The sequence below is a fragment of the Paenibacillus thalictri genome, assembly GCF_004307995.1.
GTDB classification, from domain to species: Bacteria; Bacillota; Bacilli; order Paenibacillales; family NBRC-103111; genus Paenibacillus_AF; species Paenibacillus_AF thalictri.
In genome coordinates this window covers 250,363-275,760 of the sequence record NZ_SIRE01000008.1, presented here as the reverse complement: position 1 = coordinate 275,760, position 25,398 = coordinate 250,363, and the positions used below count along the sequence as shown (strand labels likewise).

Annotated in this window: 18 protein-coding genes; 3 read left to right on the top strand and 15 right to left on the bottom strand. The window is 48.5% G+C overall.

Annotation, left to right across the window (positions count from 1 at the left end; genetic code table 11):
• Positions 1 to 97 precede the first annotated feature (97 nt).
• The 9 genes from EYB31_RS12975 to EYB31_RS12935 all read right to left on the bottom strand — a co-directional run bounded on the left by EYB31_RS12975 (position 98) and on the right by EYB31_RS12935 (position 11,697).
• Positions 98 to 769: an SIMPL domain-containing protein gene (locus EYB31_RS12975; RefSeq protein WP_131013756.1), complete on the bottom strand. Its 672-nt coding sequence runs from the start codon at positions 767 to 769 to the stop codon at positions 98 to 100.
• Positions 770 to 919: 150 nt separating this feature from the next.
• The gene (locus EYB31_RS12970) at positions 920 to 2,938 is read right to left on the bottom strand and encodes an alpha-amylase family protein (protein ID WP_131013755.1); all 2,019 of its coding nucleotides are present in this window, start codon (positions 2,936 to 2,938) and stop codon (positions 920 to 922) included.
• Between the two features lie 30 nt (positions 2,939 to 2,968).
• On the bottom strand, positions 2,969 to 3,607 hold the full coding sequence (locus EYB31_RS12965; protein ID WP_165452389.1) for an MBL fold metallo-hydrolase: 639 nt from the start codon (positions 3,605 to 3,607) through the stop codon (positions 2,969 to 2,971).
• Between the two features lie 86 nt (positions 3,608 to 3,693).
• A complete protein-coding gene (locus EYB31_RS12960; protein ID WP_240762379.1) occupies positions 3,694 to 5,217 on the bottom strand; it encodes an extracellular solute-binding protein in 1,524 nt (507 codons plus the stop codon).
• A gap of 65 nt (positions 5,218 to 5,282) precedes the next feature.
• The gene (locus EYB31_RS12955; RefSeq protein WP_131013753.1) at positions 5,283 to 6,164 is read right to left on the bottom strand and encodes a carbohydrate ABC transporter permease; all 882 of its coding nucleotides are present in this window, start codon (positions 6,162 to 6,164) and stop codon (positions 5,283 to 5,285) included.
• Positions 6,165 to 6,199: 35 nt separating this feature from the next.
• Positions 6,200 to 7,165 (bottom strand): ABC transporter permease, encoded by a 966-nt coding sequence (locus EYB31_RS12950; RefSeq protein WP_131013752.1) that lies wholly within the window; start codon positions 7,163 to 7,165, stop codon positions 6,200 to 6,202.
• A gap of 180 nt (positions 7,166 to 7,345) precedes the next feature.
• On the bottom strand, positions 7,346 to 9,664 hold the full coding sequence (locus EYB31_RS12945; RefSeq protein ID WP_131013751.1) for an AraC family transcriptional regulator: 2,319 nt from the start codon (positions 9,662 to 9,664) through the stop codon (positions 7,346 to 7,348).
• 480 nt (positions 9,665 to 10,144) lie between these two features.
• Positions 10,145 to 10,372, bottom strand: a complete 228-nt coding sequence (locus tag EYB31_RS12940; protein WP_131013750.1) for a hypothetical protein — start codon at positions 10,370 to 10,372, stop codon at positions 10,145 to 10,147.
• Positions 10,373 to 10,899: 527 nt separating this feature from the next.
• The gene (locus tag EYB31_RS12935) at positions 10,900 to 11,697 is read right to left on the bottom strand and encodes a DUF2935 domain-containing protein (RefSeq protein WP_131013749.1); all 798 of its coding nucleotides are present in this window, start codon (positions 11,695 to 11,697) and stop codon (positions 10,900 to 10,902) included.
• Positions 11,698 to 11,931: 234 nt separating this feature from the next.
• Between EYB31_RS12935 and EYB31_RS12930 the strand changes: the two genes are divergently transcribed.
• Both EYB31_RS12930 and EYB31_RS12925 read left to right on the top strand, forming a co-directional pair.
• Positions 11,932 to 13,161: an MFS transporter gene (locus tag EYB31_RS12930; RefSeq protein ID WP_131013748.1), complete on the top strand. Its 1,230-nt coding sequence runs from the start codon at positions 11,932 to 11,934 to the stop codon at positions 13,159 to 13,161.
• Between the two features lie 83 nt (positions 13,162 to 13,244).
• Positions 13,245 to 13,640: a hypothetical protein gene (locus EYB31_RS12925; RefSeq protein ID WP_131013747.1), complete on the top strand. Its 396-nt coding sequence runs from the start codon at positions 13,245 to 13,247 to the stop codon at positions 13,638 to 13,640.
• Positions 13,641 to 13,765: 125 nt separating this feature from the next.
• On the opposite strand, the gene EYB31_RS12920 is transcribed toward EYB31_RS12925, so the two are convergent.
• Genes EYB31_RS12920 through EYB31_RS12910 form a run of 3 tightly spaced genes read right to left on the bottom strand, consistent with a single transcriptional unit; the run spans position 13,766 to position 16,826 of the window.
• The gene (locus tag EYB31_RS12920) at positions 13,766 to 14,602 is read right to left on the bottom strand and encodes a carbohydrate ABC transporter permease (RefSeq protein ID WP_131013746.1); all 837 of its coding nucleotides are present in this window, start codon (positions 14,600 to 14,602) and stop codon (positions 13,766 to 13,768) included.
• Positions 14,589 to 15,488 (bottom strand): carbohydrate ABC transporter permease, encoded by a 900-nt coding sequence (locus EYB31_RS12915; protein ID WP_131013745.1) that lies wholly within the window; start codon positions 15,486 to 15,488, stop codon positions 14,589 to 14,591. The genes EYB31_RS12920 and EYB31_RS12915 overlap by 14 nt, the downstream gene beginning before the upstream one ends.
• Before the next feature lie 18 nt (positions 15,489 to 15,506).
• Complete coding sequence (locus EYB31_RS12910; RefSeq protein WP_131013744.1) at positions 15,507 to 16,826, bottom strand: ABC transporter substrate-binding protein; 1,320 nt, start codon at positions 16,824 to 16,826, stop codon at positions 15,507 to 15,509.
• A gap of 403 nt (positions 16,827 to 17,229) precedes the next feature.
• On the opposite strand from EYB31_RS12910, the gene EYB31_RS12905 reads away from it, so the two are divergent.
• Positions 17,230 to 19,353 (top strand): beta-galactosidase, encoded by a 2,124-nt coding sequence (locus tag EYB31_RS12905; protein ID WP_165452388.1) that lies wholly within the window; start codon positions 17,230 to 17,232, stop codon positions 19,351 to 19,353.
• A gap of 316 nt (positions 19,354 to 19,669) precedes the next feature.
• Here the strand turns inward: EYB31_RS12905 and EYB31_RS12900 are convergent, their stop codons facing one another.
• The 3 genes from EYB31_RS12900 to EYB31_RS12890 form a co-directional block, all read right to left on the bottom strand.
• Entirely contained in the window at positions 19,670 to 21,217 is a 1,548-nt protein-coding gene (locus EYB31_RS12900) for a response regulator transcription factor (protein ID WP_131013742.1), read from the bottom strand.
• Positions 21,218 to 21,235: 18 nt separating this feature from the next.
• The gene (locus EYB31_RS12895) at positions 21,236 to 22,987 is read right to left on the bottom strand and encodes a sensor histidine kinase (protein ID WP_131013741.1); all 1,752 of its coding nucleotides are present in this window, start codon (positions 22,985 to 22,987) and stop codon (positions 21,236 to 21,238) included.
• A 255-nt stretch (positions 22,988 to 23,242) separates the two neighbouring features.
• On the bottom strand, positions 23,243 to 25,378 hold the full coding sequence (locus EYB31_RS12890; RefSeq protein WP_131013740.1) for an alpha-amylase family protein: 2,136 nt from the start codon (positions 25,376 to 25,378) through the stop codon (positions 23,243 to 23,245).
• Between the last annotated feature and the right edge of the window lie 20 nt (positions 25,379 to 25,398).

Genomic DNA, 25,398 nt, shown 5'->3' with positions numbered 1-25,398 from the left:
TAAACCCAATACGGCAAGATTCCGAAAGCTCTTTTAAGGGCTTTTTTTCATTCCCTCCTTCCCCTCAACTCTGCTTCTACGAGGCGTATTTCCGGCTTTAACTGTAGGTGAAATTGGCTTTAATCGCAGCGGAAATTCTCAACTCCCCCGGCTGAATTGGCGTAACTGCCTTCATGGCAAACGATACGGGGGATGGAAGTTGTTCATTGGCCCGAGATAACTCCTGAACAAGGCAAGGAAGCGGATGAATCTTCACGCCTAATGTGTTGGCTATGGTTGCTGCTTTTTCCTGGCTATTTTTTATAGCTAAAGATAAGGCGTTGTTATAGGCCGTCTCCGGGTGATCCAATGTAAATTGGATGTTCGACACCGTATTGGCGCCGTTCTTGACGGCTGTATCCACGATAAACCCGGTCAGTTCGATTTTATCTATCGTTAGCTGCAGTAAATGAGTGACTTTATAGTCTCGAAATGTCTGTTTGCCGTCCTCATAATTATATTGGATATCGATGCTGTATTGCGTCGTTTGAATATGTTCCTTAGGGACGGATAAGCTCAATAAAGCTTCGATGATATTGGTAACAGTACCCGCATTTTCTTTCTGAGCCGCAGTTAAGCTGATATTCTCGGTTACAACTCCCAGAGTGATAATCGCTTTCTGAGGAGCTACCGGGACTACCCCTTCCCCGGTCACTTCGATCGTATGATGACATGCGGGAACTATGGGTGAAGCGGGCGAAGAATACAAAGTCCATGGTTGATAATACATTTGACTCCCCCATTCGTATGTTGCTACAACTAACTTTATGGGTCATCTTCGTCCATAATTCCTGATGTGTGTGTCATTAATCTCATTTTACCCTGCCGTGGAAAACAATAAAAGCCGCGATTTACGCGGCAAAATTAAAATAAGAACGGTTTATATGGTTTTCAACAGGATTGCTGTAAAATCGGAAAGTTGAGGCACTTCAAGCGTCAAGCCATGCTCATCCATCGTGGAAAAAATACTTTGTCCGCGAATCAAACTCGCCACATGTTTGCATTCCTTTATTTGCGGCAGCGTGACGGTAATATCGTGAACAGGAACCGGTTCGAAATAGGTGACACCGTTAAAACCTGACACGTTGAGCAGATGTAGGATGTAGGTTTGTTCATCTATTTTATTATAAAACAATTCGACCGTTTGCGGCGCGTTGGTCGTAACATGACTGCGATAGGATACAATTTGATCGAGAAGGTCCGTGATCACCCGTTTATTGTCAGCATATCCGAACATATAATAAAGCCGGCCGGGCTGCCAAGGCAGATGTACCGTCGTGCCGCTGCCGTGCTGTCCGCCTGCGCCAATGCCTGCGCCGAACCACTCCGTGGACACACTATGTCCATACGCCCTCTCCGGCGGCCCGAAGGTGGATGGGACTACCAAGGGCAGATGCCTTGTCATATTCTCGGCATATCGTACGCGGCAGAATGAACCGTCCAGCAGCAGCCAATCCCGCTGGCCGAAGCTTTTGAACACTTGTTTGTCTCCGGTCTGTAAATACGCCGCTTCCCGGTAGAAATGATGCGTCTCCACCCAAGAAGCGCCGAAAATTCGCTCCATAAACGCCCGATTTGCATCATCCAAGGTGAATGAGCGGCCCGTGCTGAACAAACAGCGGCCCTCGCGAGATAGCTGCTCCAGCACGTTAAGCTCCTCGTCTGTAAACCCGATAATATCCGGAATCAGCACCACCTTATAACGGCTCAGCCGCTCTCTGCTCTGAACCAGTGTATTTTGATGGATGACGTCAAAAAGCACATGCTCTTCTTTCAGCATTTTGAATAGCCCGAAATATTCCTTGGCATCGGATTGTACAGTTGATCTTGGCTTGATTAGGGCTACCTCGCTTACGGATTGAAAATTCCCGTAATACGCTTCATTTTCCTTATGGTATTGAAAAATTTCGGCGACGACCGGCAGGTTCTCCCTGTCAGGATAGTCGTCAAATACGCCGATGATGCAGAAGTCCAGCCCCGAGCCGCTGGCCAAGCTCTCTTTCAGCCGGATAGCGATCTCATGTTTGGACACCGCCGTAAACCGGTGCACCAGATCGACCGCATTGATACAGCAGTTGCTGATCAGCTTGTCGTCCCAGGAATCCTCCAGTGACTTCACATTTTCCGAAGCGGAGTAAAGCCAAACGGGATGGGGCCTTGCTTTATCTGTGTTTGACTCCTTGCGGACAATGTCCACTTTATGTTCGTTATAGGTCGAGATGGCGATATCTTTGTTTTTACTTTTTACCAGATCGTGAATCCGGTCAAGCATCTCCCGTGTCGTTTGCTCCTGGAACAACTTGTGCTGCTTGTACACAGGATCGCTTGGGTCTGCTTTCTCCGGCAGCTCCAAATGGTACAGTTCGCGAAATCTCTCCCGGCAATTGCTGCAATGGCAAAGGCCGTAATCGTTGCCGCTGTAATCCCTTGTGATGTAGCCGAACATGTTAAAGAAAATACCGTCCACCTCATAGTTGGAGATGACCTCGTTAATGATCTGCAGCGAATATTCCCGTTGGTAATATCCGTTTAGGCAAGTATGCGCGATGCCAAAATAGTTAACCCCCTTCCCCTCCTTGGTCCGGTAGAACCATTCCGGTTTACGGGCCAAAATCGATTCATGCGCCTTGCTGAAATCAAACCGGGCAATAAACTTCATGCCATGGTCATGCGCTTTATCAATCGCCTCCCGGAGCAGATCCTTCTGCTGCCCCGTCGCCCTGTAATGATATTCCAGCTTCGTTGGATAAAAAGCCACGATGCCTCCGGCATTCATCATCAGCACATTTGCCGATAGCTCGTTAAGTTGTCCCATTAACAAATCGACATCGAGATTTGCGTCAGACTCTCGAAGATTATTTTGAATCAGCCTTAAGTTGTTATTTGACCACCATGCCATCAACTAGTTCCTCCATCTCTACCTTTTCTTTTACGACCGCTGCTTGTTATCCTTAAACCAGTTCTCAAATGGCGCATCGTGCCCGGGGATGATGATATCCGCCAAAGCTCTGACCTTATCGATCGTCTGCCGGGCGAGCTCCTGATCTTCTGAAATGACATGTACTTCCCTATGTTCAAAATATTCGATCACTAAAACGGCGTCCGCGGCGACAAGCACCTGCTTTCCTTGATGCTGAAACAATACGGAGGTGTGCTCCAGCGTATGGCCGGGTGTTTCCACGATTGTTATGTCCTCGTAAATCTCCTTGTCGACCGGCTCCAGGTTTTCCAAAATATCGCGGTCGGCTTCGCTGATTTTGTTCCTCCAATTGTCGATTTCCTTGCGGTAGCCCAACTTCTTCGCCTGCGGAAACAACCGAATCGAACGGTAATGATCGGCATGCATATGAGTGACGTACACGATGTCGATTTGCTCCGGGGACAACCCGTGCAGCTTAAGCTGCTCCAGCAGCGGCTCATCGCGCCACCCCGGATCAACGATGATGTTGACGCCGTTTCCTTGGATCAGCGTGGTGGAGCAAATCACCTCCCGTTTTTCATTCGGATAACGAAATTTGTTTGTCGACAATTGGCCGTGAATCAAAACTGTATAGTTGTATTGTTTCATAATACGCATTCCTCCATCTTTAATAAGGCCGACCCCGACGTATGTGCGACTGGGGCCGAAAATTATTTAGCACATTAATTAATTCGTTATTTAGCCCGTTCTTGGTAAGCTTTGTTCATTTCGGCAATTATTTTTTGATATTCCGTGTCCTCTTTCAGCTTTTTGACATAATTGTCCCAGGACCCGATCGGTTCCTGTCCCATGATCACCTTTACCTTCAAATCGTCGGTTTTCTTCTTATATTCGGCACCGACGCGAATATCCGTTTCCGAGATTAATCCGATGGAGGGATCGGGAATGCTGATTTTCGCTTTTTCATCCAAAATCACTTTATTCCGCTCGAACACTTCTTTTGTCATGCCTGGCGCATAAGCGTACAAATATTTCTCGTAACGTTCGAAAATTTTACCGAAGGAACTGACCGAAATACTGTCCGTATCCGCTTGCTTGGTCCCTACTTTAAATCCGTCGACTTCGTTGTAATGTACGCCTTTGATGCCGTATATCGCTAAGCTGAAGCCTTCCTCCGTAGCGCCGTAGTCCATCAGCTCCAAAATTTTCTTCACCTTGGCTTCGGGCACCTTCTTGGGAATCAGGTACACGCCGAGAAACCCGGCGGATTGCGTAGTGACGCCGTTTAAGGACGTTAGGGCCATATAATCGGCCTTCGGGTCGGATTTGCGCGGATTTTCGATTTGCCGCCATAATCCAAGCATCCCGTCGGTCGTTAATCCGGATTTGCCCGATGTGGCCAATTCCTCCGCTTGCGTCGTCTTCATCACGGCGAAGTCTTTGGGGATCAGGCCTTCCGTATACGCTTTGTTCATCCACACCAAATAGTCACGCGTTCCCGGCTCCAACGTGGTGTCGGCCAGCTTGCCGTCCTGCAGCTTCCATTTGCCGTTGCTTTTATTAAAGACGTTCTCCAAGAAAAGTCCGGGGTCTCTCATGTTGTAGCCGACCGTATCATTTTTGCCGTTGCCATCGGGATCTTTAGTGACAAACGCTTTCATAACCCCATACAGCTCATCCGTTGTGGTCGGGACCTTCAGGTTCAATTTATCCAGCCAGTCTTTGCGGATCCCCATAACCGACGAACCTTCCAGCGGTCTGACCGATGGCAGAGCGTAATTTTTCCCGTTGATTTTGGTCGAATCCCATACGCTTTTCGGATACTCCATTAAGTGGGGGTAATCTTTGATGAAGGGAGCCAAGTCCCAGAATGCTCCTTGCCTTGCCATTTGCTGCATTAGCGGGTTGCGCAGATCGGCCACCTTCATTAAATCCGGCATATCGCCGGAAGCAAGTACGACATTTTGTTTTTCCGTCCAATTGTTCGGGGAAACCCAAATGATATTCAGCTTCGTATTGGTGCGTTTCTCGAACTCCTTTAATACCGGATTCTCTTGACTAGGCGGCTCCGTCGTGTGGAATTCGGTAATAATGCTGATCTCCGTTGGAGGCCCCGATTTATTCGTGCTGTCGCTTTTCGTTCCGGCCGCTGTGGTTCCCCCTTCATTTTTTCCGGTATTTGCGGCACCCGAGCAAGCGGACAATAACAACATACAAGCCGCCATACCGGTTCCGACAAGTTTCAACGTTACTTTCAAGACAACTACCTCCCTTATTTGTTGGTTATACAGATTGGGTAACAAATCCGATGAAGTTTTGCCGCTTAGCCTTTTACCGATCCCAACATCACCCCCTTGTCGAAATGTTTTTGCAGAAACGGGTATACGAGCAATATCGGCAGCGTGGCAATGACCACAGCGGCCATCTTTAACGTTTGCGCGGGTATTTGCTGTTCGGACATCATTTCCATGGCTACCGCCCCGCCGACCGCCGTGGACGAATCGATCAGCATGTTGCGCAAAACCAGCTGCAGCGGCCACAAGGTATTATCGTTAATGTAAAGAATCGCGTTAAAAAACGTATTCCAATATGAAACCGCATAAAATAGGCCAAACGCGGCCATGGCCGGCAACGATAACGGAAGGATGATTTTGAAGAAGATGCCGGCATCGCTGCAGCCGTCGATCATTCCGGCATCCTCCAGCTCTACCGGAATGCTGTCGAAGAAGCTCCGCATCAAGATTACATACCAGCCGCTCGTCAATACGGGAAGTATTAATGACCAAATGCTGTTCATCAGTCCGAGATCCCGTACCAGCAAATAAGGCGGAATGAGGCCCGGGTTAAATAAAATCGTTATCAAAATGAGAAACTGAAACAGCTTGCGCCCCTGTAATCGCTTTCTCGACAAGCCGTAAGATAATGCGGCTGTGACTAACAAACTTAAAGCTGTACCGACGGTAGACAGAAATAAACTGACTAACATGGAGTCTTTAAACGACGAAGTTGAGAGCAAATATTCATACGATCTTAACGTCCACTGCTCCGGGAAAAACACAAACCCCATCTTATCCAAATACTCCGACGGACTGGTGAATGAAACGACAAGGACATAATATAACGGGAATATTGTAACAATGCTGATGAATACGAGGATAACGGCATTAGCCCAACCGAATAGTCGGTCCCCTATGCTTTCTTTCATGTTCGCAACCTCCTTTTTTACTGTGCCGGGCGTACTCAATATACACCTTCTTCTCCGAAGCGTTTGGCCAGCTGATTCGCAATGACTACCAGGAATAATCCGACAAATGATTTGAATAACCCAACCGCCGTGCTGTAGCTGAACTGTCCGCCCTGGATGCCGACCCGGTAGACGTAAGTTTCAAACACATCCGCCACTTCCGATACAGCCCCGTTCATCATCAGAAACACCTGTTCAAAGCCGACGTCCATAATTTGCCCGATGCGTAAAATAAACAAGACGATGATGACGCTGCGGATCGCCGGAAGCGTAATATGCCATATTTGCCTCAGCCGGCTCGCTCCGTCCATCTTGGCGGCCTCGTACAGCTGGGGATCAATGCCGGCGATAGCGGCAAGGAAAATGATTGTGCCCCACCCGGTTTCCTTCCATATATTTTGCAAGGTGAGCATGATCCAAAATAACGATTTATTGGTCAGGAAGTCGATTTTCTGAAAACCCATATCGGCAAGCGCCAAGTTCACAACGCCAGACGATTGCGACAGCAGCAGGAAGGTGACGCCGACCACAACGACCCATGACAGGAAATGCGGAAGATATACGATCGACTGCACCCATCGCCTGAACACCATATTGTTCAATTCGCTTAATAGCAAGGACAACAGGATCGGTACCGGGAAAAAAAACACAAGGTTGAGCAAACTGATCAGCATCGTATTGCGGAACAGTATGAAAAAATCCAGATTGCCAAACAATCGGGTGAAGTGATCCAGGCCTACCCAGTCACTGGCCCACATGCCCATATACGGTGAATAGTCCTGAAATGCGATAACGATCCCCCACAAAGGGACATATTTGAATATGAGGAAGAAAAGCAGGCCCGGCAGCATCAATACATAAAGAATTTTATCTCTCTTGATGCCGTGCCAGACGATGCCCGTTTTCGTTTTCTTTTGTAACGCGGGGCGCTCTTCCAAAGCTGTATCCGTTTGTATGAACATGAACCATGCCTCCTTTTTATTAACACCATACCGGGTCGTTTCATTTCCGGCAATCAACTCTTTTTTCCCCGGATACTGCGGCGATTTCCTGGAATAAACGCAATTTTCGTCCGGCTGACGGGGCGATTTCCGCCGATTTACCTTTTTTGACGGATAAAAAAAGCTTGCAAAAGGGGCCTTTTACAAGCTTTGCGTGTGCTTTTCCCGATATTGGCCGGGTGTCATGCCTTCGCTTTTTCTAAACAAGCGGATCAAATACGACGGATGATAGTTTAAGGTTTCGGCGATATCGTTAATTTTCATATCGGAGCGAACGAGCAGCTCTTTGCAGCGTTCCAGCCGCAGTCTTACAACGTAATCGATAAAGTTCACTCCGGTAATCTGTTTAAACGCTTTGCTGAGCTTGGACGGACTGACATTTAACCGGTCGGCGTAGATTTCCAGAGAGACATTGGACAAATAGTGTTCGCTCAGTTCGGATAAGATCTGCTCGATTTGCTCCCGCAAATGGGCATCGTATGTAATGGACAGCGCTCTAACAAAAGGAGCGATCACCTTATGTTCGAACCAATGCAGCATTTCAGCAGGCTCGTGGATTTGCACAAACTGCTCGTATAAATGAGCGCCGTCGTACATATCGTCGAGGCTCATGCCACAGCGGATGATCATATCGTGAATCGATCCGAGCAGCTTCATCATCCCTTGATGAATCATCATTTCCGTACCGTTCGTCATCTGAAGCACGGCCAGAAATTGTTTGACTAACCGAACAGCTTCCTCTTCCAAGCCAATACTGACCGCATGCACAATGTCCCGTTCCAGCTCCATGGGATAATTCATCTGCCGGCTTTGCAGCATTCCATACTGGCTCATATCGAGAAGCTGGTTGGACGTATGTACATCACGAAAGCGCAGCGCCTTGCGCGCTTGCTCCAGGATTTTGGGCGTCCCCATAATGGAATCGGCGATATGACTGACCACAACGGTCGTTTTCATGCGCAAGACGTTGTTTACAGCGGATATGAAAGCTTCGCCATGCTTTTTCAGAACAAGCACGTTGTCCTCTTCATTGGGGTCCAGCACCAGCAGAGCGCCCACCGATAAATCCTGAAAATTAAATACATGAATCATCTTGATGTTCTGAGAACCGAGCTCCAGCAAAATATTGGAGGCGGCAAAGGTGATAAGCTGAGAATCTCGATCCGAATACGGCCCTCCCAGCTCCTCGATGCCATGCATCTGGGCAACAAGAAAAGCAAGCTGCTTCCCACTTACATCCCAATCGAGATGGAGAAGCCGCGTTGTAATCTCTTTTTCGGTGTGGGAATATAAATTGCCTTGTAAAAATTGCAGCAAAAAACTTTCCCTGAGCGCTGGAATCGATTGCTTAATCCTGTCGTTTAACATCTCGCGTTCTTCCATATGGCGTTTCCACTGGTTTTCGATGTAAGCGATATCATCTTTCTCTTCGATTTTCCCATTTCTCCCTGCTTCAAAGAGTGATCTGAGCCGCAGGATGGGACGATATATCTGATTGGAGGCAAACCAAGAAAGCACAAGACCGATAATGACCCCAACTCCGCTGATAAAAATGATAAGCCTGGAGATGATTGTTACCGGTTTCACGATTTGGGAAGTCGGCGTTGCGGAAATAATCGTCCATTTTCCTCCCAGCTTGCTAATGCTGCCGTAAGAAACAGAATACGTTTGATCGTTCCAGCCGAAGTTAAAGTTATTTTCGTTTAAGGTTTCGCCAGTGACTCGATTGAGCAAAGCTTCCTTCAAAAAGCGCTGTTCCTGTCCGGACTCTCCGGTCCCTTGATCGGTCGTCAACTCTTCGCCGTGCTCATTAATGAGGAATGCAACGCCGCTGCCCGAGACCAATTTTTGCACCATGCCGTTGAGTTTGGTTTGATCCAAATAAATCAGAAACGCTCCGTACGAACCGGTCAGTTGACCGCCGGGAAGCTTGACGACAACAGCTTTATAAGAGGAGTCGGGTTTGTGGATTTGCTTTAATGAATAATGCCAGAAGATCAACTGCTCTTTGCCCAGCAGCGAACTGAACAGCAAGCGGTCCGCAGCGGTTTGAATCGGGCGAATGCCGGAATCGTCGCTGATCATTTTATCCGCGTCACGCAGATACAAAGTTACGCTGCTAATCAACGAATTGGATTCCGTCATCAAGGAAAGGGACTTGTATAAATCTTTGGTCTTTTGGAAATTTTCTGTAAAATCCAGATGAGTTAACGACTCGTCGTAAGTGGGATCCAATGAAATACGGACGACAAATTTCTCCAGATTGGTCAAATATTCGTCGACTTGTTGAATCGACTGCTCCAGCTGCAGCTGATGGGCTTTGTTGACTTCAGCCCCAATCATATTTTTTCCCACATAATACAAAATGACCCCGATCAAAATTAACGGGGTGCAGGTGATGAGCATCACGATGCCGGTGTTTGTCCAAAACAACGTTCCTTTATTGGTCGTTTTCAGCATCCTATCGGATCACTCCTGTCATCTTTTTCCTATCCATATTATAACGGCTATCCTATCCCCGTTAAAGAAAAACTCTGCTCCTCTATTGGACAATATTTGTCCGAATTTAGTTCGAATCGTCGGGAACGAGAGCATTTACCAAACAAAAAAAGCCGCGATTTACGCGGCTTACTTTCAGAGCTTAATTTCACCATATCGATAGGTCTCGTTTCAAAAAAGGTATAGATTGGAGATAACTTTTGAACAGAAATCCTCCATGGTAAATACCGACTTAACGGTACGAATTGCCACGTGAGGTCCAGAACAGCACCCCGAGATTCAAAGTCTATAACAAGCAGTACAACTTTACAAATATAGACACCTTAGACATCGTAGCCTCTTGCTAAATCGATCAATCACTTTATTCTATTTTCGTTTCTATATAATAGGTGGCTTCAGATTCCACATAAGTATTATAAATAACGATTACTTGGCCTTTCTTCACTGTTGTTCTACATAATTCCCCTTAACCCGAGTAGATGGAATATCACGATTCCTTTTATCTAAAAGCCATAATTGAATAGGATCTCCATTAGAAACTTCACTATAGATTTCTAATACTCCGTCTTTCAACGCTATGAATTTATGAAAATGATAGTCATTGTCTTCCTTACTACTCAGCGTCACTTTACCTAACGGAATCTCTTTTATATTATTAATAGAATCCATGTCGAATCTATACCTATTTTCCACCAGTCAAAGTATTATGTTTTTGCGGAATCAAATGAAATGGCAATCTTTTTTCTACCATTTCACGAAATGAACATCCAAATGGTTATATATATAAATGTTTCAAAACGTAGTCAAGATTGATTCCAAAAAAAATTTACCATATTAAGGAACAAAGTTGCCAGTAATATTTAGCCTTACAGACAAATAAACTACACAGTAAAATTGTTTAGAACAACCTCAAAAAGCAGAAATTGAGCGACCGCAATCGGATCGGGTTCCAGACTGACAGGATGTGAGGTACCACAGTCGAGAAAGTTACAGTCGGAGCCCGACCACAAGGCACTCTGAAGTTCCACCATATTGCCGCATCTTCGTCTGAACATTTGGGGAATAGCTTCTCCGCGGCAACGGTATATCCCATGGTTCTCCATTCGGCAGCCCCCCTTTCCACTACACATCAAATATCGCTTTCTTAAGCAAAAATCCCCAAACCCTTCGTCATCGAAGGCCTGAGGATCTATAGGTTAAGCCTCTATTCTTGGTTTCGCCGGATCGCATGCCGGGTCGGGAACCATACCTAATCTTGCGAGCTTCGTTAAATAATAACATTCTTCCCGCATCATATGATCAGGCATCAAGGGTGTGATTCGGTCAAGCAGTTCCGCCGACAACTCCATTTCCTCGATTTCGCGAAGAAACGAGACAAACAACTTCATTTCGAGATCGATATCCATATGGAACCTGCGAAATGCCGGAAAATCATGCAGCTGCGTTCTCATATAACCGGCCATTTCAATGCTTTTTAAGTAGAATTGTTGAAAATGAATTTCAAACTTTTGACTTTTTTCTATAAAACGCTTTTCTACTGAATCCAGGTCGCTTGCAATAATGGCAGCATGAGCCGCGGCATCCGACAGCCAGAGCAGGTCGTGGTGCAGGGCGGCAAAATGGGGAACAGCTTCCCCCGCAGCCAGCGCGTTCAAAATGCGCATATATTCCTCCAGCTCATTTACCATATGGTTGATAAAGGTTGGCGTTAATCCGGTCGTAACCTTACCGAAAAGAAGTCTCTGCAAAAGATTCAACTTGAATAACCGCAGCTGGTTCGTTAATGGAAGCGCCTGTTGAGTTATGGCCATTTGGTTTGCCTCACTCGCAGCCGCTCGGGATAATTCAAGCAGGCGGTCGAACGATTGAATAAAATAAAGTGCTGTTTGGATATCTTCGGATTCTTTTGGCGAAAGCGCGTTATAAATAAAACGACTGTGATCCCCGAGAATTTGCAGCCAAAAACGATGTTCATACAGTGCCGCATCGACCATGTTGTCGTACCTCCTTCCGATCGCATTTCAACATAAGGTATGAGTATGCACTTTAATTTATTACGTATATGACAAGCTGGGCCTGTCGTCCGCTGCAATTAAGCGCCGTCTTGATCGTCCACAATTTGAACAGGACCCTTATATTCGTATTCCTATGCGATTTATCGGATAATTTCGGATTAATTCGAGCAACATGATAAATAGTTTCGACATTCCTCCCAAAGGAGCACCTCCATGAAAGAAAAAAAGAAGCTGGACTTGGCTGCGTTATCTTCTATTCCGCTGATCATGACGCTTGCGAATTCCATGCTGATCCCTGTCCTTCCATTAATGCAGCGGGAATTAAAAATAAGTGCTCTGCAAACCAGTTTAATTATCACGGTGTATGCAGCGGTGTCTATCATTTGCATCCCAATCGCCGGTTATCTTTCCGACCGTTTCGGACGCAAGCGGATTATCCTCATTGGTTTATCCATTGCGGCGGTTGGCGGATTGATCTCGGGTTTGGCGGCATGGCTGATGAACGGACAAAGCAGTTACGCCATGATTTTGCTTGGCAGAGTCATTCAAGGCATAGGGGCTGCCGGCGCGTTCCCGATCGTGATTCCGTTGATCGGCGATATGTTTCAGAGCAAAGAAGAAGTGAGCAACGGCCTAGGCATGATCGAAACTTCCAATACTTTCGGCAAAGTGTTAAGTCCTGTATTGGGCTCAGCTCTTGCTTTAATTGTTTGGTTTTTGCCGCTTGCCAGTATTCCCGTCATTTCAGCGTTATCCATCATCGCCGTCGCCTTCTTAGTAAAAACGCCAAAGGAAACTCATTCGAACAATGAGAATTCAACAAAAATTCAGCCGGTTCGTACATTTGTTCGTAACACAGCCGCTTTGCTTGCCGTGAAGAAATGGCTTTACGCAATATATATGATAGGGTGTCTGAGTATGTTCATTATGTTCGGATTTCTATATAACCTGTCAACCATCCTCGAAGACCATTATGGAATCGATGGCATCAAGAAAGGTTTGATTCTGGCCTTGCCGTTAAGCGCCATCTGTCTTTCATCTTTCGTCACAGGAAAAATCGTCGGTGAAAACAAACGCAAAATGAAGATAATCTGCGTCATTGGGCTTACTGTATTAATGATGGCTATTTTTACGTGCGGATTCCTGAATGCCCAAAATCTATGGTTTCTTCTCTCGTTAATGTTCGTCAGCGGAATAGGAATTGGCCTCGTTTTGCCCAGTCTAGATGCTTTGATTACGGAGGGGATTGAGAAAAAACAGCGCGGTACCATTACTTCCCTGTACAGCAGCGCCCGATTTATCGGCGTTGCGCTGGGTCCGCTAATCGCATCGATCCTGCATGGGAAGTCGCTGTTTTACTTGTTTGCCGGCTGCGCTTTGCTTTCTTTGGCACTCGCCTTGTTCTCGATAAAACCAAGCTCTCAACCGCAGCCGGCCTCCTGATATGTACATATTGTGCAGCATGAATAAAACGTAAGCCAAGGGGTACTCTAATTCAGGTTGTAAATAAAAAGGAGGCATCTAACATGCAATTTGCGAATATAGGAGTCCAACAAGCGCTTCATCAGTGCGAACAAATCGCCCAACAGCTGATCAACCAAACACAACAAGCTAGCCAAAATTACCAAATGCTGTTACAACAAGAACAGCAAAACGCGCAACATCTTGAAGAATTGGCGCAAAGGGAACAACGAGCGGCGCAAATGATTCAAACCGCATTGCAAGGTCATCAAATGGCCATCCAACAGTTGCAGCACGTTACCCAACTTTGTAAACAAGTGGAACAATCGGTTCAAAGCCAATCATTCAACTCCACTGCTATGCCGCAACAGCAGTACCCGATGTATTCCCAGCAAAACGGCATGTTCGCTGGAGCTAATTCGGGCATGAATGCCAATTCGAACTATAGATCGATGCATTAAGAACAAAAAAGCCCTTATTTGAGGGCTTTTTTGATTTAGTGAAAACACATCGTTTTTTTACATTTACAATTTAGTAAGGTTTTCAATGCCTAGCCGCATAACCTGACTGTACGGCAGCCGTTTATTCAGCTTTTGACGCCGCCTGTCGAGATGCCTTCGATAATTTGTCTCTGCATAAAGAAATAAATGAGAACCAGCGGCAAAATCGACAGCAGATACGATGCAAACGCGAGATTCCATTCCGTATTGTACTGGCCGTAAAACATATACTGGGCGAGCGGAATCGTCCGCTGTGCGACATTTTGCAGCGTTAGCAGCGGGAACAAGAAGTCGTTCCACACCCACAGCGCATTCAAAATAATGAGCGTCGACGTGATATTGCGCACCATCGGAAATACGATGCTCCAGTACAACCTGTTTGGGCTGCAGCCGTCGATCACCGCCGATTCCATAATTTCTTTAGGAATCGCCCTTATAAATCCTACATACAGGAACACGGCAAATGGAATGCCCCGGCCGATATAAGCAAGCGCCAGCCCCATCAAGGAATTGATCAGCTGCAAATCCTTCATCAGCTTGATCAGCGGGCTTAAGGTCATGTAGAACGGAATCAATAAACCGCAAACAAAGATATAGTACAAAATAACATAACCTTTGGACGCCCGCCTCGCTATAGCAAAGGAACAAATCCCGGAAACAAGCGCAATCCCGACAACGCTGACCAACGTAAGCCAAAATGAATTTGAAAAGGCCTCGCCGAACCGCATCAGCTTCCATACTTTGGTAAAGTTGTCGGTCTGCAGCGCCTGAGGCAAACCAAGCGGGTTATACATCGACTCCTGCGGCGATTTCAGCGACTGCGTAACCATGATGTAAAAAGGGAATAAATAGACCGCTGTCATCACAACGAGAACGCATTCATAGATTGTCTTCCCGACCGCTTTCGGCTTAGTAGATAACATCTTCTTCCCTCTTTCTCAAAAATCGGAGCTGGATAATGGTTAAGACTACGATGATCAGGAAGAGGATGACACCCATCGTTGTTCCGTAACCCGCCCGAAAATATTCGAACGATTCCCGGTAGATCGTAAGTGAAATGATTTCGGTGGAATTGCCCGGTCCCCCCTGCGTTAAGGAAAACAACAGATCGAACTCCTTAAATCCCCGCTCCAGCGTCAGCACCATATTGACCGTAAATGCGGGAGCAATAAGCGGGAACATGATGTGCCGGAATTTTTTCCAGCCTGTCGCCCCGTCAAGCTCCGCCGCTTCGAAAATTTCCCGAGAGATACCCTGCAGGGCTGCGATATAAATGATCATGTTCCAGCCGGCCATCTTCCACACATTGACGAATACGGCGGCATACAGCGCGAGTTGCGGGCTGCCAAGCACATTGTTGCCGATCATATCCAGATGCAGAAAGTGTCCCAGCCTGGCAACCGGTTCGGTAAATAAGTAATTCCACAAATATCCGACCATCAGAGAACTGAGTAATACAGGGATAAAAATAAGCGTCCGCAGCACGTTTTTCGATTTCAGCTGCTGGTTAAACGCCAAGGCAAGCAGCAGCGAGACGATATTCTGGAAAATGGTGAGAGCAAAAGCGAACACAAACGAATTTTTAAGCGGAATCAATACGTAAAAGTCATGAAAAAAAGTAACGTAATTTTGCAATCCGATAAAATGATATCCCTGATCCACGCCGTTCCAATCGGTCAGGCTATAATAAATCCCTCCAATAACCGGATACAGCATAAATACGGCAAACAGCAGGACCGCCGGCAAGGTCATGCCCGCATAATACAGCGAATCCCTTGAAATTCCTAATTTGCGAGCTTTCGGCTTCATGTGTATTCACCTGGCTTATTATTTGGATTTCTCGCGCATTTCCATAAATTCCTGTTTGAAGCCCGGAGTTGCCTGCAGCAATCTTTGATGCTCGGCCTCCAGCCGGTCCAGCACCGTCTTCAAATCGACGCCGGCCATCCAGTCCTGGGTTGCTTTCTTCATAATTTCTTTAATGCCCGGAATCCATTCGCGTTCAGAGAAACCGACGTATTGCCCTTTATCCAGCTCGGGGATAACGCCTTCCAAACTTTTATCGAAGCTGGTTGTCGTCCCTTTGACCGAAGAGATCGTGCTGACGTTTTTCGCAAGCAGATTACCGGCATCAACGGTGAACATTTCATTCATAAAAGCCAAAGCGGCTTCGGGATACTTCGTTTTGCTGGAAATGGAAATGGCGTTGTTAAAGTCCGAGATGGCGACGTTGTCTTTCACATCATCCACCCAAGGCGTCTTGGTCAAAATGAAGTTGAGGTTCGGGTTCAGCTTGCGGATGGCCGTAATATTGTACGAGCCGCCAAATAAAAATGCCGTCTCCTCCATCGCAAACCGTTTGTAAGAACCGTCCGGGTCCAAGCCAAGCAAATCCTTGTTGGCATATTTCAGCAGCTTTTGATACGCGCCGAACAAATCCTGGAATTCCTGCCCGTTCCAATGTTTGGTGCCATCCAGCGTTTGTTTATAGAAATCCGGGTTTTTCCCGCTCACCACCTGGTGCAAATAACCGAAGTTAAATGCGGTCGCCCCGCTGCCGTCTTTCGCTGGAATAACGATTGGCGCAGCCAGGCCGTTTTTCTGCATCGTCTCGCAGGCGGCCAAAAATTCGCTGAACGTTTTGGGCATTTCGTTCACTCCGTATTTTTTGGCGACATCCACGTTGAAGAAAACGCCGAATAAGTCCTGCTGGCCGGGGAACGCATAAGCTTTGCCCTCGTAGATGTTCAGCTTCTTATTGATTGGCTTGACCTTTTCCTCGAAGCCTTTGCCTGATAAATCCATCAGGTGGCCTCCCTTGGCGTACAGTTGAATTTGCGTGCTCCATTGGTAGATGAAAATATCCGGCGGATCGCCGGCGGCGAGTTTGGATGCCATCGCAGCATTAAATGCGGCAACACCGGGAATCGCCGTAATTTCGACGGTGTAGCCGGGCATTTTTTTCTCGAAGCTTTTGACGTATTCGTTTAGCGTATCCACATTTTCCGGCGACGACGTAGCGAGCTTCAAGGTTTTAACCGGTCCCGCTGCGCCGTTGGCAGGCGCGGACGCGGGTGCGGTTCCCCCCGAACATCCGGCAAGAACGAGTAAAACAGAAGCAATCAGTGCACTGGCAGTTTTTTTCATGCTTTAAACCCTCCTTTTCGTCTTTGACACGTTCATTATATAAGGATCGGGATTTGAAAAACAGGTAAGCGCTTTTATGAGTTTCTGTATCCGATTATTGGATTGCCTGTTAAACCGGATACGCGCCTCAGGCAAAACTTACAATATTTTTAGGTCGGCGCTGAAAGCGAGCCTGATTGTTAAATAAACGGCCTTTTTTCGGGGGCACATGCCTCGAACCGGCAGTTCACCTAAAAAAATGATACTTATTTTCCTAAAAGCGCTTACCTGTGTTTTTGCCGGTGTTCATACTACAATAAAAAAGAATTCACCGGAGGCTGTCAATAAACGGCGGAACAAGCTTTGGAGACGGTTGTTCGCCGGCATTCTCCGCTCTATGACCATATTGGGGAGGTTAACTACATTGCAAACGCCATTTAATGAAACACAAGGCAAACCAAACGCAGAACGAAATCAGGAAATGCAGTTCGGCGCGGTCTATTTCCGCAAAACAAATCCCCCGCGCAAAGACTGGGAACGGGATTACGCGGTGGCGGCCGAAGACGGCCATTCGATGTTCAGGCACTGGTTTCCGTGGTCCGCGATCGAAGTCGCGCCCGGCGTGTTTGATTGGAGCGATTTTGATACGCATTTGGACCTGGCCGCCAAATACAATATCAATACGATCATCGCCGAACATTTGCTGATTTATCCGGAGTGGCTGCGCACCCATTTCCCCCACGCCCGGTTCGAGCACAGAGACGGCCGGCAGCGCCTGAACACGATGAGCGTCAGCTCCGCGGTCGGCGGACAGCTGTCCATGTGTCTGGACAACCCCGAAATCGAGCAAGCGGCCGGGCGCTTTTTAAGTGAGCTGGCGAAGCGTTACCGCAACCATCCCGGACTGTACGGCTACAATATTTGGAATGAATGCAGTTACCATTCGCCCGATAATATTTGCCACTGTGCCGGCACGCAGAACCGTTTTCGGCAATGGCTGAAAAACAAATACGGCGATATCCATACATTGGCTAAGGCATGGTTCCGCTACAGCTTGACCCGTTGGGAAGACGTGCAGCTTCCGCGCAGCATCGAGCCATACCCCGACGTATTTGACGCAATCGACTTCCAAAGGGACAATGCGATCCATTGGATGAAATGGCGGGCCAACATTTTGCGCAGCGAAGACGCCGTACACCCGATCGTCGCGCATGGCAACGGCAAAAGTTTCTCCGATATCGTGTCCACGTGCGGAGACGATTTCCGCGCCGCCGAGGTCGTCGATATATTCGGCTACACGTATTGGTACGCCAACAACTGCAGCTTGTTTCTGGCGGGCGATATTATCCGTTCGGCTTCCAAGGGCAAGACGTTCTGGCGTGCGGAGGCGATCGGCAATTCGACCTGGGAGAAACGCCGTGCCGAGCAGCCTCACAATAAAGAAAAAGACGATATGTCCGAACCGGAAAACATTCGGCTGGACTGTCTGATCTCGCTGGCAACCGGCGCGCGGGCGTACCTCAATCCGCGGTGGCGGCCTTTGCTGGACGGCCCGTTGTTCGGCGCGTACGGCTGGTACGGGATGGACGGCAGCCGGACGGAGCGTTCGGAGATGGCTTCCTCGCTGGCCAAATGGTCGCTGGCTCCGGAGACAGCCCCACTCTGGAAAGCCGCGCCGGTTCAAGGCGAGCTGGCTATTCTGCTGATCGAAGATTGCCAGGCGTTCTGTTACGCCACATACGGCAGCACGGACTATTACTCCGATTGCCTGCAGGGTGCATATGAAGCTTTCCTTGATTCGAATATTCAATGCGATGTGATCAAGCTGGATCAGATCGACCGTTATTCGATGCTGTACGTGCCGTATCCGGTCGCGCTGAGCGACAACGCCGCAGCCACACTGCGGGCTTGGGTGGAGCAAGGCGGCACGTTGATCAGCGAAGCCTGCTTCGGCTATTTCGCCAACTACGGCCACGCCAACGAAGTGCAGCCAAACCGCGGCTTTGCGGAAGTATTCGGTGCCACGGAAGCCGCTGTCTCCCTGGGGCCGGACCGCTGGAACGAGCTGTCGCTCAGCGTCGGCGACGGGCAGCTTGGCGGCGCCATCTACCGGCAAGCCTACGCGCTTCAAGGCGGTACGGCTTCCGCTTGGTTCGAAGACGGCTCCGTCGCCGCCGTCGACCATACGTACGGCCAAGGCCGGACAAGACTCATCGGCTCGATGCCGGGTTATGCGTACAAAAAAAGACCTTCGGACGAAAGCCGCAAGTGGTTCGCCTCCCTGCTGTCTTTTGCCGGCAAAACGCAGGTTGTCCGGGTCGATCAGCCCGGCGTTGTCGCCCGGCTATGCGAAGGCGAAGACGGGTATTACTTGTGGACGATCAACACGGACAAACAGGAACGCACCGTCAACATCGCCCTGGATGGTCCAAGCGCCGGATTCAGACAAGCGAAGGCGATTTACGGCAATCCGGTTACCGATTCCCATGAGCGCACGCTTACGGCAACCGTGTCCGGACGCGATGCGGTGATTATAAAACTCGATTAAAAAAATGCGTGGAGCGACGCGTGCTGATTGCGCGAAGCACCGCATATAAAGCTTTGCGGCAAGCGCCCCTGCAGATATTGTGCGGAGGCGTTTGCCTTCTATAACGCGGCATCCTTTGCATAGTGCACGTTTCGCAATACCCAAGCTGTACGTTGCGACGCTTACCGTCCATAACACGGCCTCCTTGCAGCGATCGCTTCGCGACACGCGAGCTGCGCGTTCCGGCGCTGCCCCGGGTTCGCCTTCGCCCCTACTCGCCCTTTTCACCAGCGATATCGGCAGCACCCGCTTCGCGCATTCCTCCCGCCTTCCTTCCTCACAACAAGCCCTCTCCATGCTCCTTAACGAAATCTTTTGGCGTAAAACCTTCCGCTTTCTTAAAAACGGCGCTGAAATAATGAGGGTTTTTAAACCCGCTCATGACGGCGATGTCCTTGATTTTATATTGCCCCGACAGCAGCATCTTTTTGGCGTTGCCGAGACGGACGTTCAGCAAATAATCCTGGAAGTTGATGTTCATCGTTTCTTTAAACGCCAGGCTTAAATAGCTGGAATTATAATGTTCGAGCTCGGCGATGTCCTCCAGTTTGATCTCCTCCGCGTAATGCGTGTCGATGTACTCCTTGACCCGCATAATCAGGCGCTGCGTCGAATATTCACTGCGGCCCTTGGACACGTTGACGATTTTTAAATAAAGCTCCGTTATCGAATCCAACAGCTCGCGCAGCGACGAATAAAAATACGCCTCCAGCGGGTACCGCGGATACTGGGTTTCCAAATTCACATTAAAATCCTCGGCGGCGACCATCAGCAGATGGGTATACAAATTTTGCACGCTTTTATAAGAGATGGCGGCGACGGATATCTCCTGATATATGTCCGAGATGATATCGGTAATCCCCTTGATGTTTTGCGTCTCTAGGTGATGCTTCAAAAACGCCGGCACGTGCGAAGCCAGCTTGTACGTTTGCTGAAACGACATCGTATCCGTATAGCGGATAACCTGGTTGTCTTCCAGCAGCACCCGGTGCTTGAGGCAATAGGACGCGGCAAAAATGCAGGTGTCGATCCGCTGATGGAAACCGCTGATTCCAAACGTGTACCGGTAAACCCCGTTTTTGTGCAGGTCGGTTTGCAGTCTTTCGATATAATGGACAATGTAATTCTCGTATTCATTGACCATGTGCGGCTCGGGAACGCAGATCAAAATCGTAAATTCGTGGGGCGTGTTTTTGTAGCAAACCATGTTGCGGTTCAGCTGCAGCGAGCCTTGCGAATCCAGGAAGTGGTTTAATATGATGTCCTCTTCGTTCGTCCCCGGATCGACAAACAACGAAACGGATTGGAACGATGAACGATCATTGTAAGCGCTAAAAATTTCCCGCGGGTCCAGATCCTCCTTCTGCAAAAATTTATCCATTTTCTGCTTCATCTCCAGCGAGCTGCCCACCAGCTCCAGCTTCTCGATGCGGATTTTGGCCTGCTTCTCCTGCTCGATCGCTTCCATACATTTTGTAAAAGCTTGATACAGCGCATATTTGTCGATTGGCTTCAATAAATAGTCGGCGACGCCCAGCTTTAACGCTTTCGTTACGTATTGGAATTCGCTGTAACCGCTTATGATAATCGTTTTGATCTCGGGGTACATACGGTGAACTTTTTCGATCAGCTCGAGGCCGTCCATTTCCTCCATGCGAATATCGCAAACGACAATATCCGGTTGAAGTGTCTTGATAATGCTGAAACCTTCCTCCGCGTTGGCTGCTTCGGCAATTTCCGTAAATGGGAACCCGCTTTTGCGGACTTTGCTGAGAATTCCTTGCCGAATCCATTCCTCGTCGTCGATAATCAAAATGCTGTACATCCCGTTTCCCTCCGCTCCTTAATCGATATGCACCGGTATCGCCAGCTCGGCCACCGTGCCGCTCTGCTCGCCGTGCTTGAATTGCAGACCAAACTCCGGCCCGTAGAAGCTGACTAAGCGTCTATGAACATTAAAGACACCGACAAATCCGTCGTGTTTCGCAGGCTGATCCGACGACCGCAGCTGCTGCAGCCTTTCATTAATATAGGTCAATCGTTCATGGCTCATGCCCTTCCCGTTATCCTGGATACGAATCATCAGCCGCTCGTTTACAATTTGTCCTGTAATTAACACCCTCCCCTGATAGTTAATATGTTTAAAGCCGTGCAAAATACAATTTTCAACGATCGGCTGCAGCACGAATTTTAACACCATGCAATGGCGAAGCGGATCGTCAATCTCTATCTGACATACGATCTTGTCCCGAAAGCGAATGCGTTCGATGTTAAAATACGTTTGGATTAATTCCAGCTCCTCATATAAATGTACGGTGCGGCTGCCGTGAATATTGTAACGAAACAGCTTGCCCAGCGATTGCGCCATCGTCTGAATTTCCGGAACATCCTTGATTTCGCCAAACGCCTCCATCGTCTGCAAGGTGTTGTACAAAAAATGGGGCGTGATTTGGAACTGCAGCGCTTCCAGTTGCGCCGTCTTGGCCAGCAGCTTCTCGTCGGATAAATGATGTATCAGTTTTTTGATTTCAAGAATCATCGTGTTAAATCCGCTGTACAGCTGCCGCATTTCAAAATCGAGCCCCTTCTCGTTTAAGGAAATGTCGAAGTTGCCGTTACGGACCAGCCTCATCGCTTTGACGAAATGGTTGATCGGCTTCATCAGATGCCGGGACAACAGAATGGCGATGGCGAACGTGCCCACGATCACAAGGCTGCAAATCCACATAAAAAAGCTGTTGACGCTCTGCACATTCATGAGACCGTTGCGCGAGTACGAGGACGGAATCGAAATGACCGTCGTCCAGCCGGTCAATTCCGACGTTTGCCGGACGCTTTCCGTACGGGTTTCATTTTTCAGCATATGTACGGAATTTAAAACATGATTGCGTTCATCCACAATATCGATATTGGCCCCGTCCGTAAATACGTTGTTATCGTAAATAAGATTGTTCAGCTGCCTGATGCTGGATGTAACGGTAATATAACCGACAACTTCGTTGGTCTCGATTTTTTTGAGCGCGCGAATCATGCCGAAGATCGGGGTCGGCTGGCTGACGGAAGACTCCTGCGGCGGTATGATGAGGCTGCCCGTGGTGTCAATGGTTCGTTCGTTTTCCGCAAACCACTTCACGGAATCCAGATTCGTGCCAAAATCATAACTGCTCAATAACCCCGTATAAAACAAGCTTTTATTTTGCGTGTAAATGTTAATTCGGATACTGTCGCGAATCGAAGTGAAGCTGAGAACCAGATTCGTGATGTAGTCGAAATCTTTCAATTTCTGCTCCGGCAAATAATCGGGAGCTTGTCCTTCCAGTAAAATCCGCTGCAATTCGGGATTGCCGATAATAATTTTGGATAACCGGTCCATATCTTCGATGTATTGATCGATGCCTTTGCTGATGCTTTTGGCTACGTTCCTGTTATGCAGCTCGTTTTGACTGTTAATGTACTTGGTTGCCTGCACGTAAAAAATAATGCTGATAATGGATGTGGCAAAGATGATCACAAGCAAAAACGTCATAATGATTTTCAGCGACAGCGTATTTTTAATGACCGGTCTGCTCCCGCCGAAAAGCTGTACAAACTTCAATGCAGCACCCCCCTTTTGAAAAAAACGCTTTCAATATGGATTATAGCACAGCAGCTATCGTTTGCGTTGGGAACTTCTGCCTGTATGAATGAATCTAGCGGATCATGGCGGCTAAGCCCGCTCTTCCGCATATGATGATTCCGTGCAAAAAGAAAGCTCCCTCTGCGTGCAAAGGGAGCTCCTTGAAGCATTTTTATTTTATCTGTTTGATGCATTTGCCATAACGTACCACTTTCACAATCGCTGCTGCGCTTGTTATCGCGTGCGGATATAAATCCCGCTGTATTCCACGATCTGCGGCAAATGAAGACGGAGCCGCAGATGGCCGTCCGGCGCTTTTTCCGCAACGGACCATTCCAGCTCCGCATCGCCCTTCAGCAGCTTAACCTCAGCCACCTCATCTGCTGGAAGCGTCAGCTCGATATCTATGTCATAAACCGGAACGGTTCTGAGGATGGGACGACGAGGAGCCGCAGTTGTGTTTACCGCATGAACAATATACTCCCCTGTCTCATCGCCGCACCGGTTAAGGCTTAAATGCACGCTCCACGGCGCATTCGAGGAAACGAGAACTTGTCCGTCCAGCAGCATATGCAGCGCATTAATCAGCAGCTGGCCGAAATCGTTATGGCCGTGCTGCCAGACGTTGCGGTCAACGCCGTACGGGAAGAAAATCGACGTTCCTTGGCCGTACCGGTTGACAATCGCCGTCGGATATTCCGTTTCATAACTCCTCAGCCAGGAACGCTCTGGGGGCTGAGGGAAAATGGGCGGCACATACGTCACCGGCGCTTCCGCGGCTTCCGACGTTAATCTGACGAGGGACATCTGTCCCCAATTGGCGAGCATCTTGGTTTGCTCGAACCCGGCGGTCAGCGGATGCGCAGCTCTGACATATTGATAGCCGAACTGCGAAACATCCTTTGCAATGCCGGTATAAGCACAACCAAACATGTCCCCCAGCGCATAATCGGCTCTCGGTGTCCCGTCCGGATCACGCAGCGACGTTTCGCCTGTGGCAATGACTTTGCCGCCCTGCCGCACATAGTTGCGGATCAGCTCCAATTCCTGATCGGACAAGCAGCCGGCGTTCGCCAGCACCAATACCTTAGCAGAGGACAACGTCTCTGCGCTTAACTTATCGTCGGTCAGCAGACGATATTGGATATGGTTGTCGTTTAACACTTGTTCCAAGCCCATCAAGTGGGTCAAATACGCATCTTTGGCGCGGTCGGGATTGCCCAATGCCGCATTGGAAGCCCGCGAATACAGCACATTCACTTCGGCGGCGGCTTCCTGCCGAGTAAGCAAATCTTCGTGGCGCTCCATATACGCAAATACATCCGCACTCAGCAGCGCATTTCTTTGATCGTACGTCATGCCAGGATGCTGGCCGTTAAACACGCAATTCCAGAACGAACCCCCGGCACTGACCGCCTCCCACATCCACAGCTTTGTTTCCTGCGAAGCGGAAGATACGTAGCGCAACTGATTGTTGGTGCCCAAATGGCCAAACAACATCACCGGCGTTTTGTCAGGCGCCAAGCTTTTTAAAAATTTGATCAGTGTGGACGGCCCGTTCATCGGTTCGTGGCCGGCGTTAAAAAGTGGCGTAACGAGAAAATCGAAGTGTTCTTTGATCGCGTACAGATCGTGCCCGGTCGTTTTAAAGCGGTCATGGTACAGGCCGAAAATTTCCGCTGCATACGCTTTATGCTCGCCGTATTTTTTGACCACATTCCGGCAATCCATTAAATGCTCCATCACGCAGTCCGCTTTCCACTGCCTGTACTCGTCGTAGAGCGGGCTGGCGAATTCGCCGCCCCGTGGCAGCTCTTTGCCCACCTCTTTGCGATAACGGTCGGAGCAGCTTTTGCAATAACAGATGCCTTCCTGCGTGTATGCATTTTCCCAAATGCCGTCGATATCGTACCGCTGAAGCAATGTTTCGATAAACTGGTACGCATGCTCGTTGCGGTAAGTGCTTTGATAACACGGGGCAAATATTGGCGAATGGAAAGGATTTTCACGGATGATCGGCTCGCCTTTCTCCGTAACGCTGAACCAATCCGGGCGCAACTCGTAGATACGTTTATCGACACCGCGGAAATCGACGCGCACCACTACCTTGATTCCTTTCTCGTGGCAAGCTTCGGTTAAGTCCCGCAATATATCCTCATTGGTCATAAACGGGTTCGGATTGGCGCTGAACAGGTCATGCCGGAAAAAATCGACGATGCCGCCGCCGTTGACGACGATACAATTGGCGCGGATCTCTTCCATATAACGAACGACGGCCCGGGCGTCGTAATCGACGACATCCGGCTCTCGCAGCACCGTCTGTAAAATTCTCAGCTGTTTCTGATACCACATCTTGTTGTTTTGGCTCATTTTGCTGCCTCCTTTGTACG

Excerpts from the sequence above, each read along its gene's own strand:
- EYB31_RS12900 (WP_131013742.1), bottom strand. The coding sequence starts at position 21,217 with ATGTACAGCATTTTGATTATCGACGACGAGGAATGGATTCGGCAAGGA.
- EYB31_RS12955 (WP_131013753.1), bottom strand. The coding sequence starts at position 6,164 with ATGAAAGAAAGCATAGGGGACCGACTATTCGGTTGGGCTAATGCCGTT.
- EYB31_RS12910 (WP_131013744.1), bottom strand. The coding sequence starts at position 16,826 with ATGAAAAAAACTGCCAGTGCACTGATTGCTTCTGTTTTACTCGTTCTT.
- EYB31_RS12970 (WP_131013755.1), bottom strand. The coding sequence starts at position 2,938 with ATGGCATGGTGGTCAAATAACAACTTAAGGCTGATTCAAAATAATCTT.
- EYB31_RS12935 (WP_131013749.1), bottom strand. The coding sequence starts at position 11,697 with ATGGTCGATGCGGCACTGTATGAACATCGTTTTTGGCTGCAAATTCTC.
- EYB31_RS12925 (WP_131013747.1), top strand. The coding sequence starts at position 13,245 with ATGCAATTTGCGAATATAGGAGTCCAACAAGCGCTTCATCAGTGCGAA.
- EYB31_RS12890 (WP_131013740.1), bottom strand. The coding sequence starts at position 25,378 with ATGAGCCAAAACAACAAGATGTGGTATCAGAAACAGCTGAGAATTTTA.
- EYB31_RS12920 (WP_131013746.1), bottom strand. The coding sequence starts at position 14,602 with ATGTTATCTACTAAGCCGAAAGCGGTCGGGAAGACAATCTATGAATGC.
- EYB31_RS12915 (WP_131013745.1), bottom strand. The coding sequence starts at position 15,488 with ATGAAGCCGAAAGCTCGCAAATTAGGAATTTCAAGGGATTCGCTGTAT.
- EYB31_RS12950 (WP_131013752.1), bottom strand. The coding sequence starts at position 7,165 with ATGTTCATACAAACGGATACAGCTTTGGAAGAGCGCCCCGCGTTACAA.
- EYB31_RS12930 (WP_131013748.1), top strand. The coding sequence starts at position 11,932 with ATGAAAGAAAAAAAGAAGCTGGACTTGGCTGCGTTATCTTCTATTCCG.
- EYB31_RS12940 (WP_131013750.1), bottom strand. The coding sequence starts at position 10,372 with ATGGATTCTATTAATAATATAAAAGAGATTCCGTTAGGTAAAGTGACG.
- EYB31_RS12945 (WP_131013751.1), bottom strand. The coding sequence starts at position 9,664 with ATGCTGAAAACGACCAATAAAGGAACGTTGTTTTGGACAAACACCGGC.
- EYB31_RS12975 (WP_131013756.1), bottom strand. The coding sequence starts at position 769 with ATGTATTATCAACCATGGACTTTGTATTCTTCGCCCGCTTCACCCATA.
- EYB31_RS12965 (WP_165452389.1), bottom strand. The coding sequence starts at position 3,607 with ATGAAACAATACAACTATACAGTTTTGATTCACGGCCAATTGTCGACA.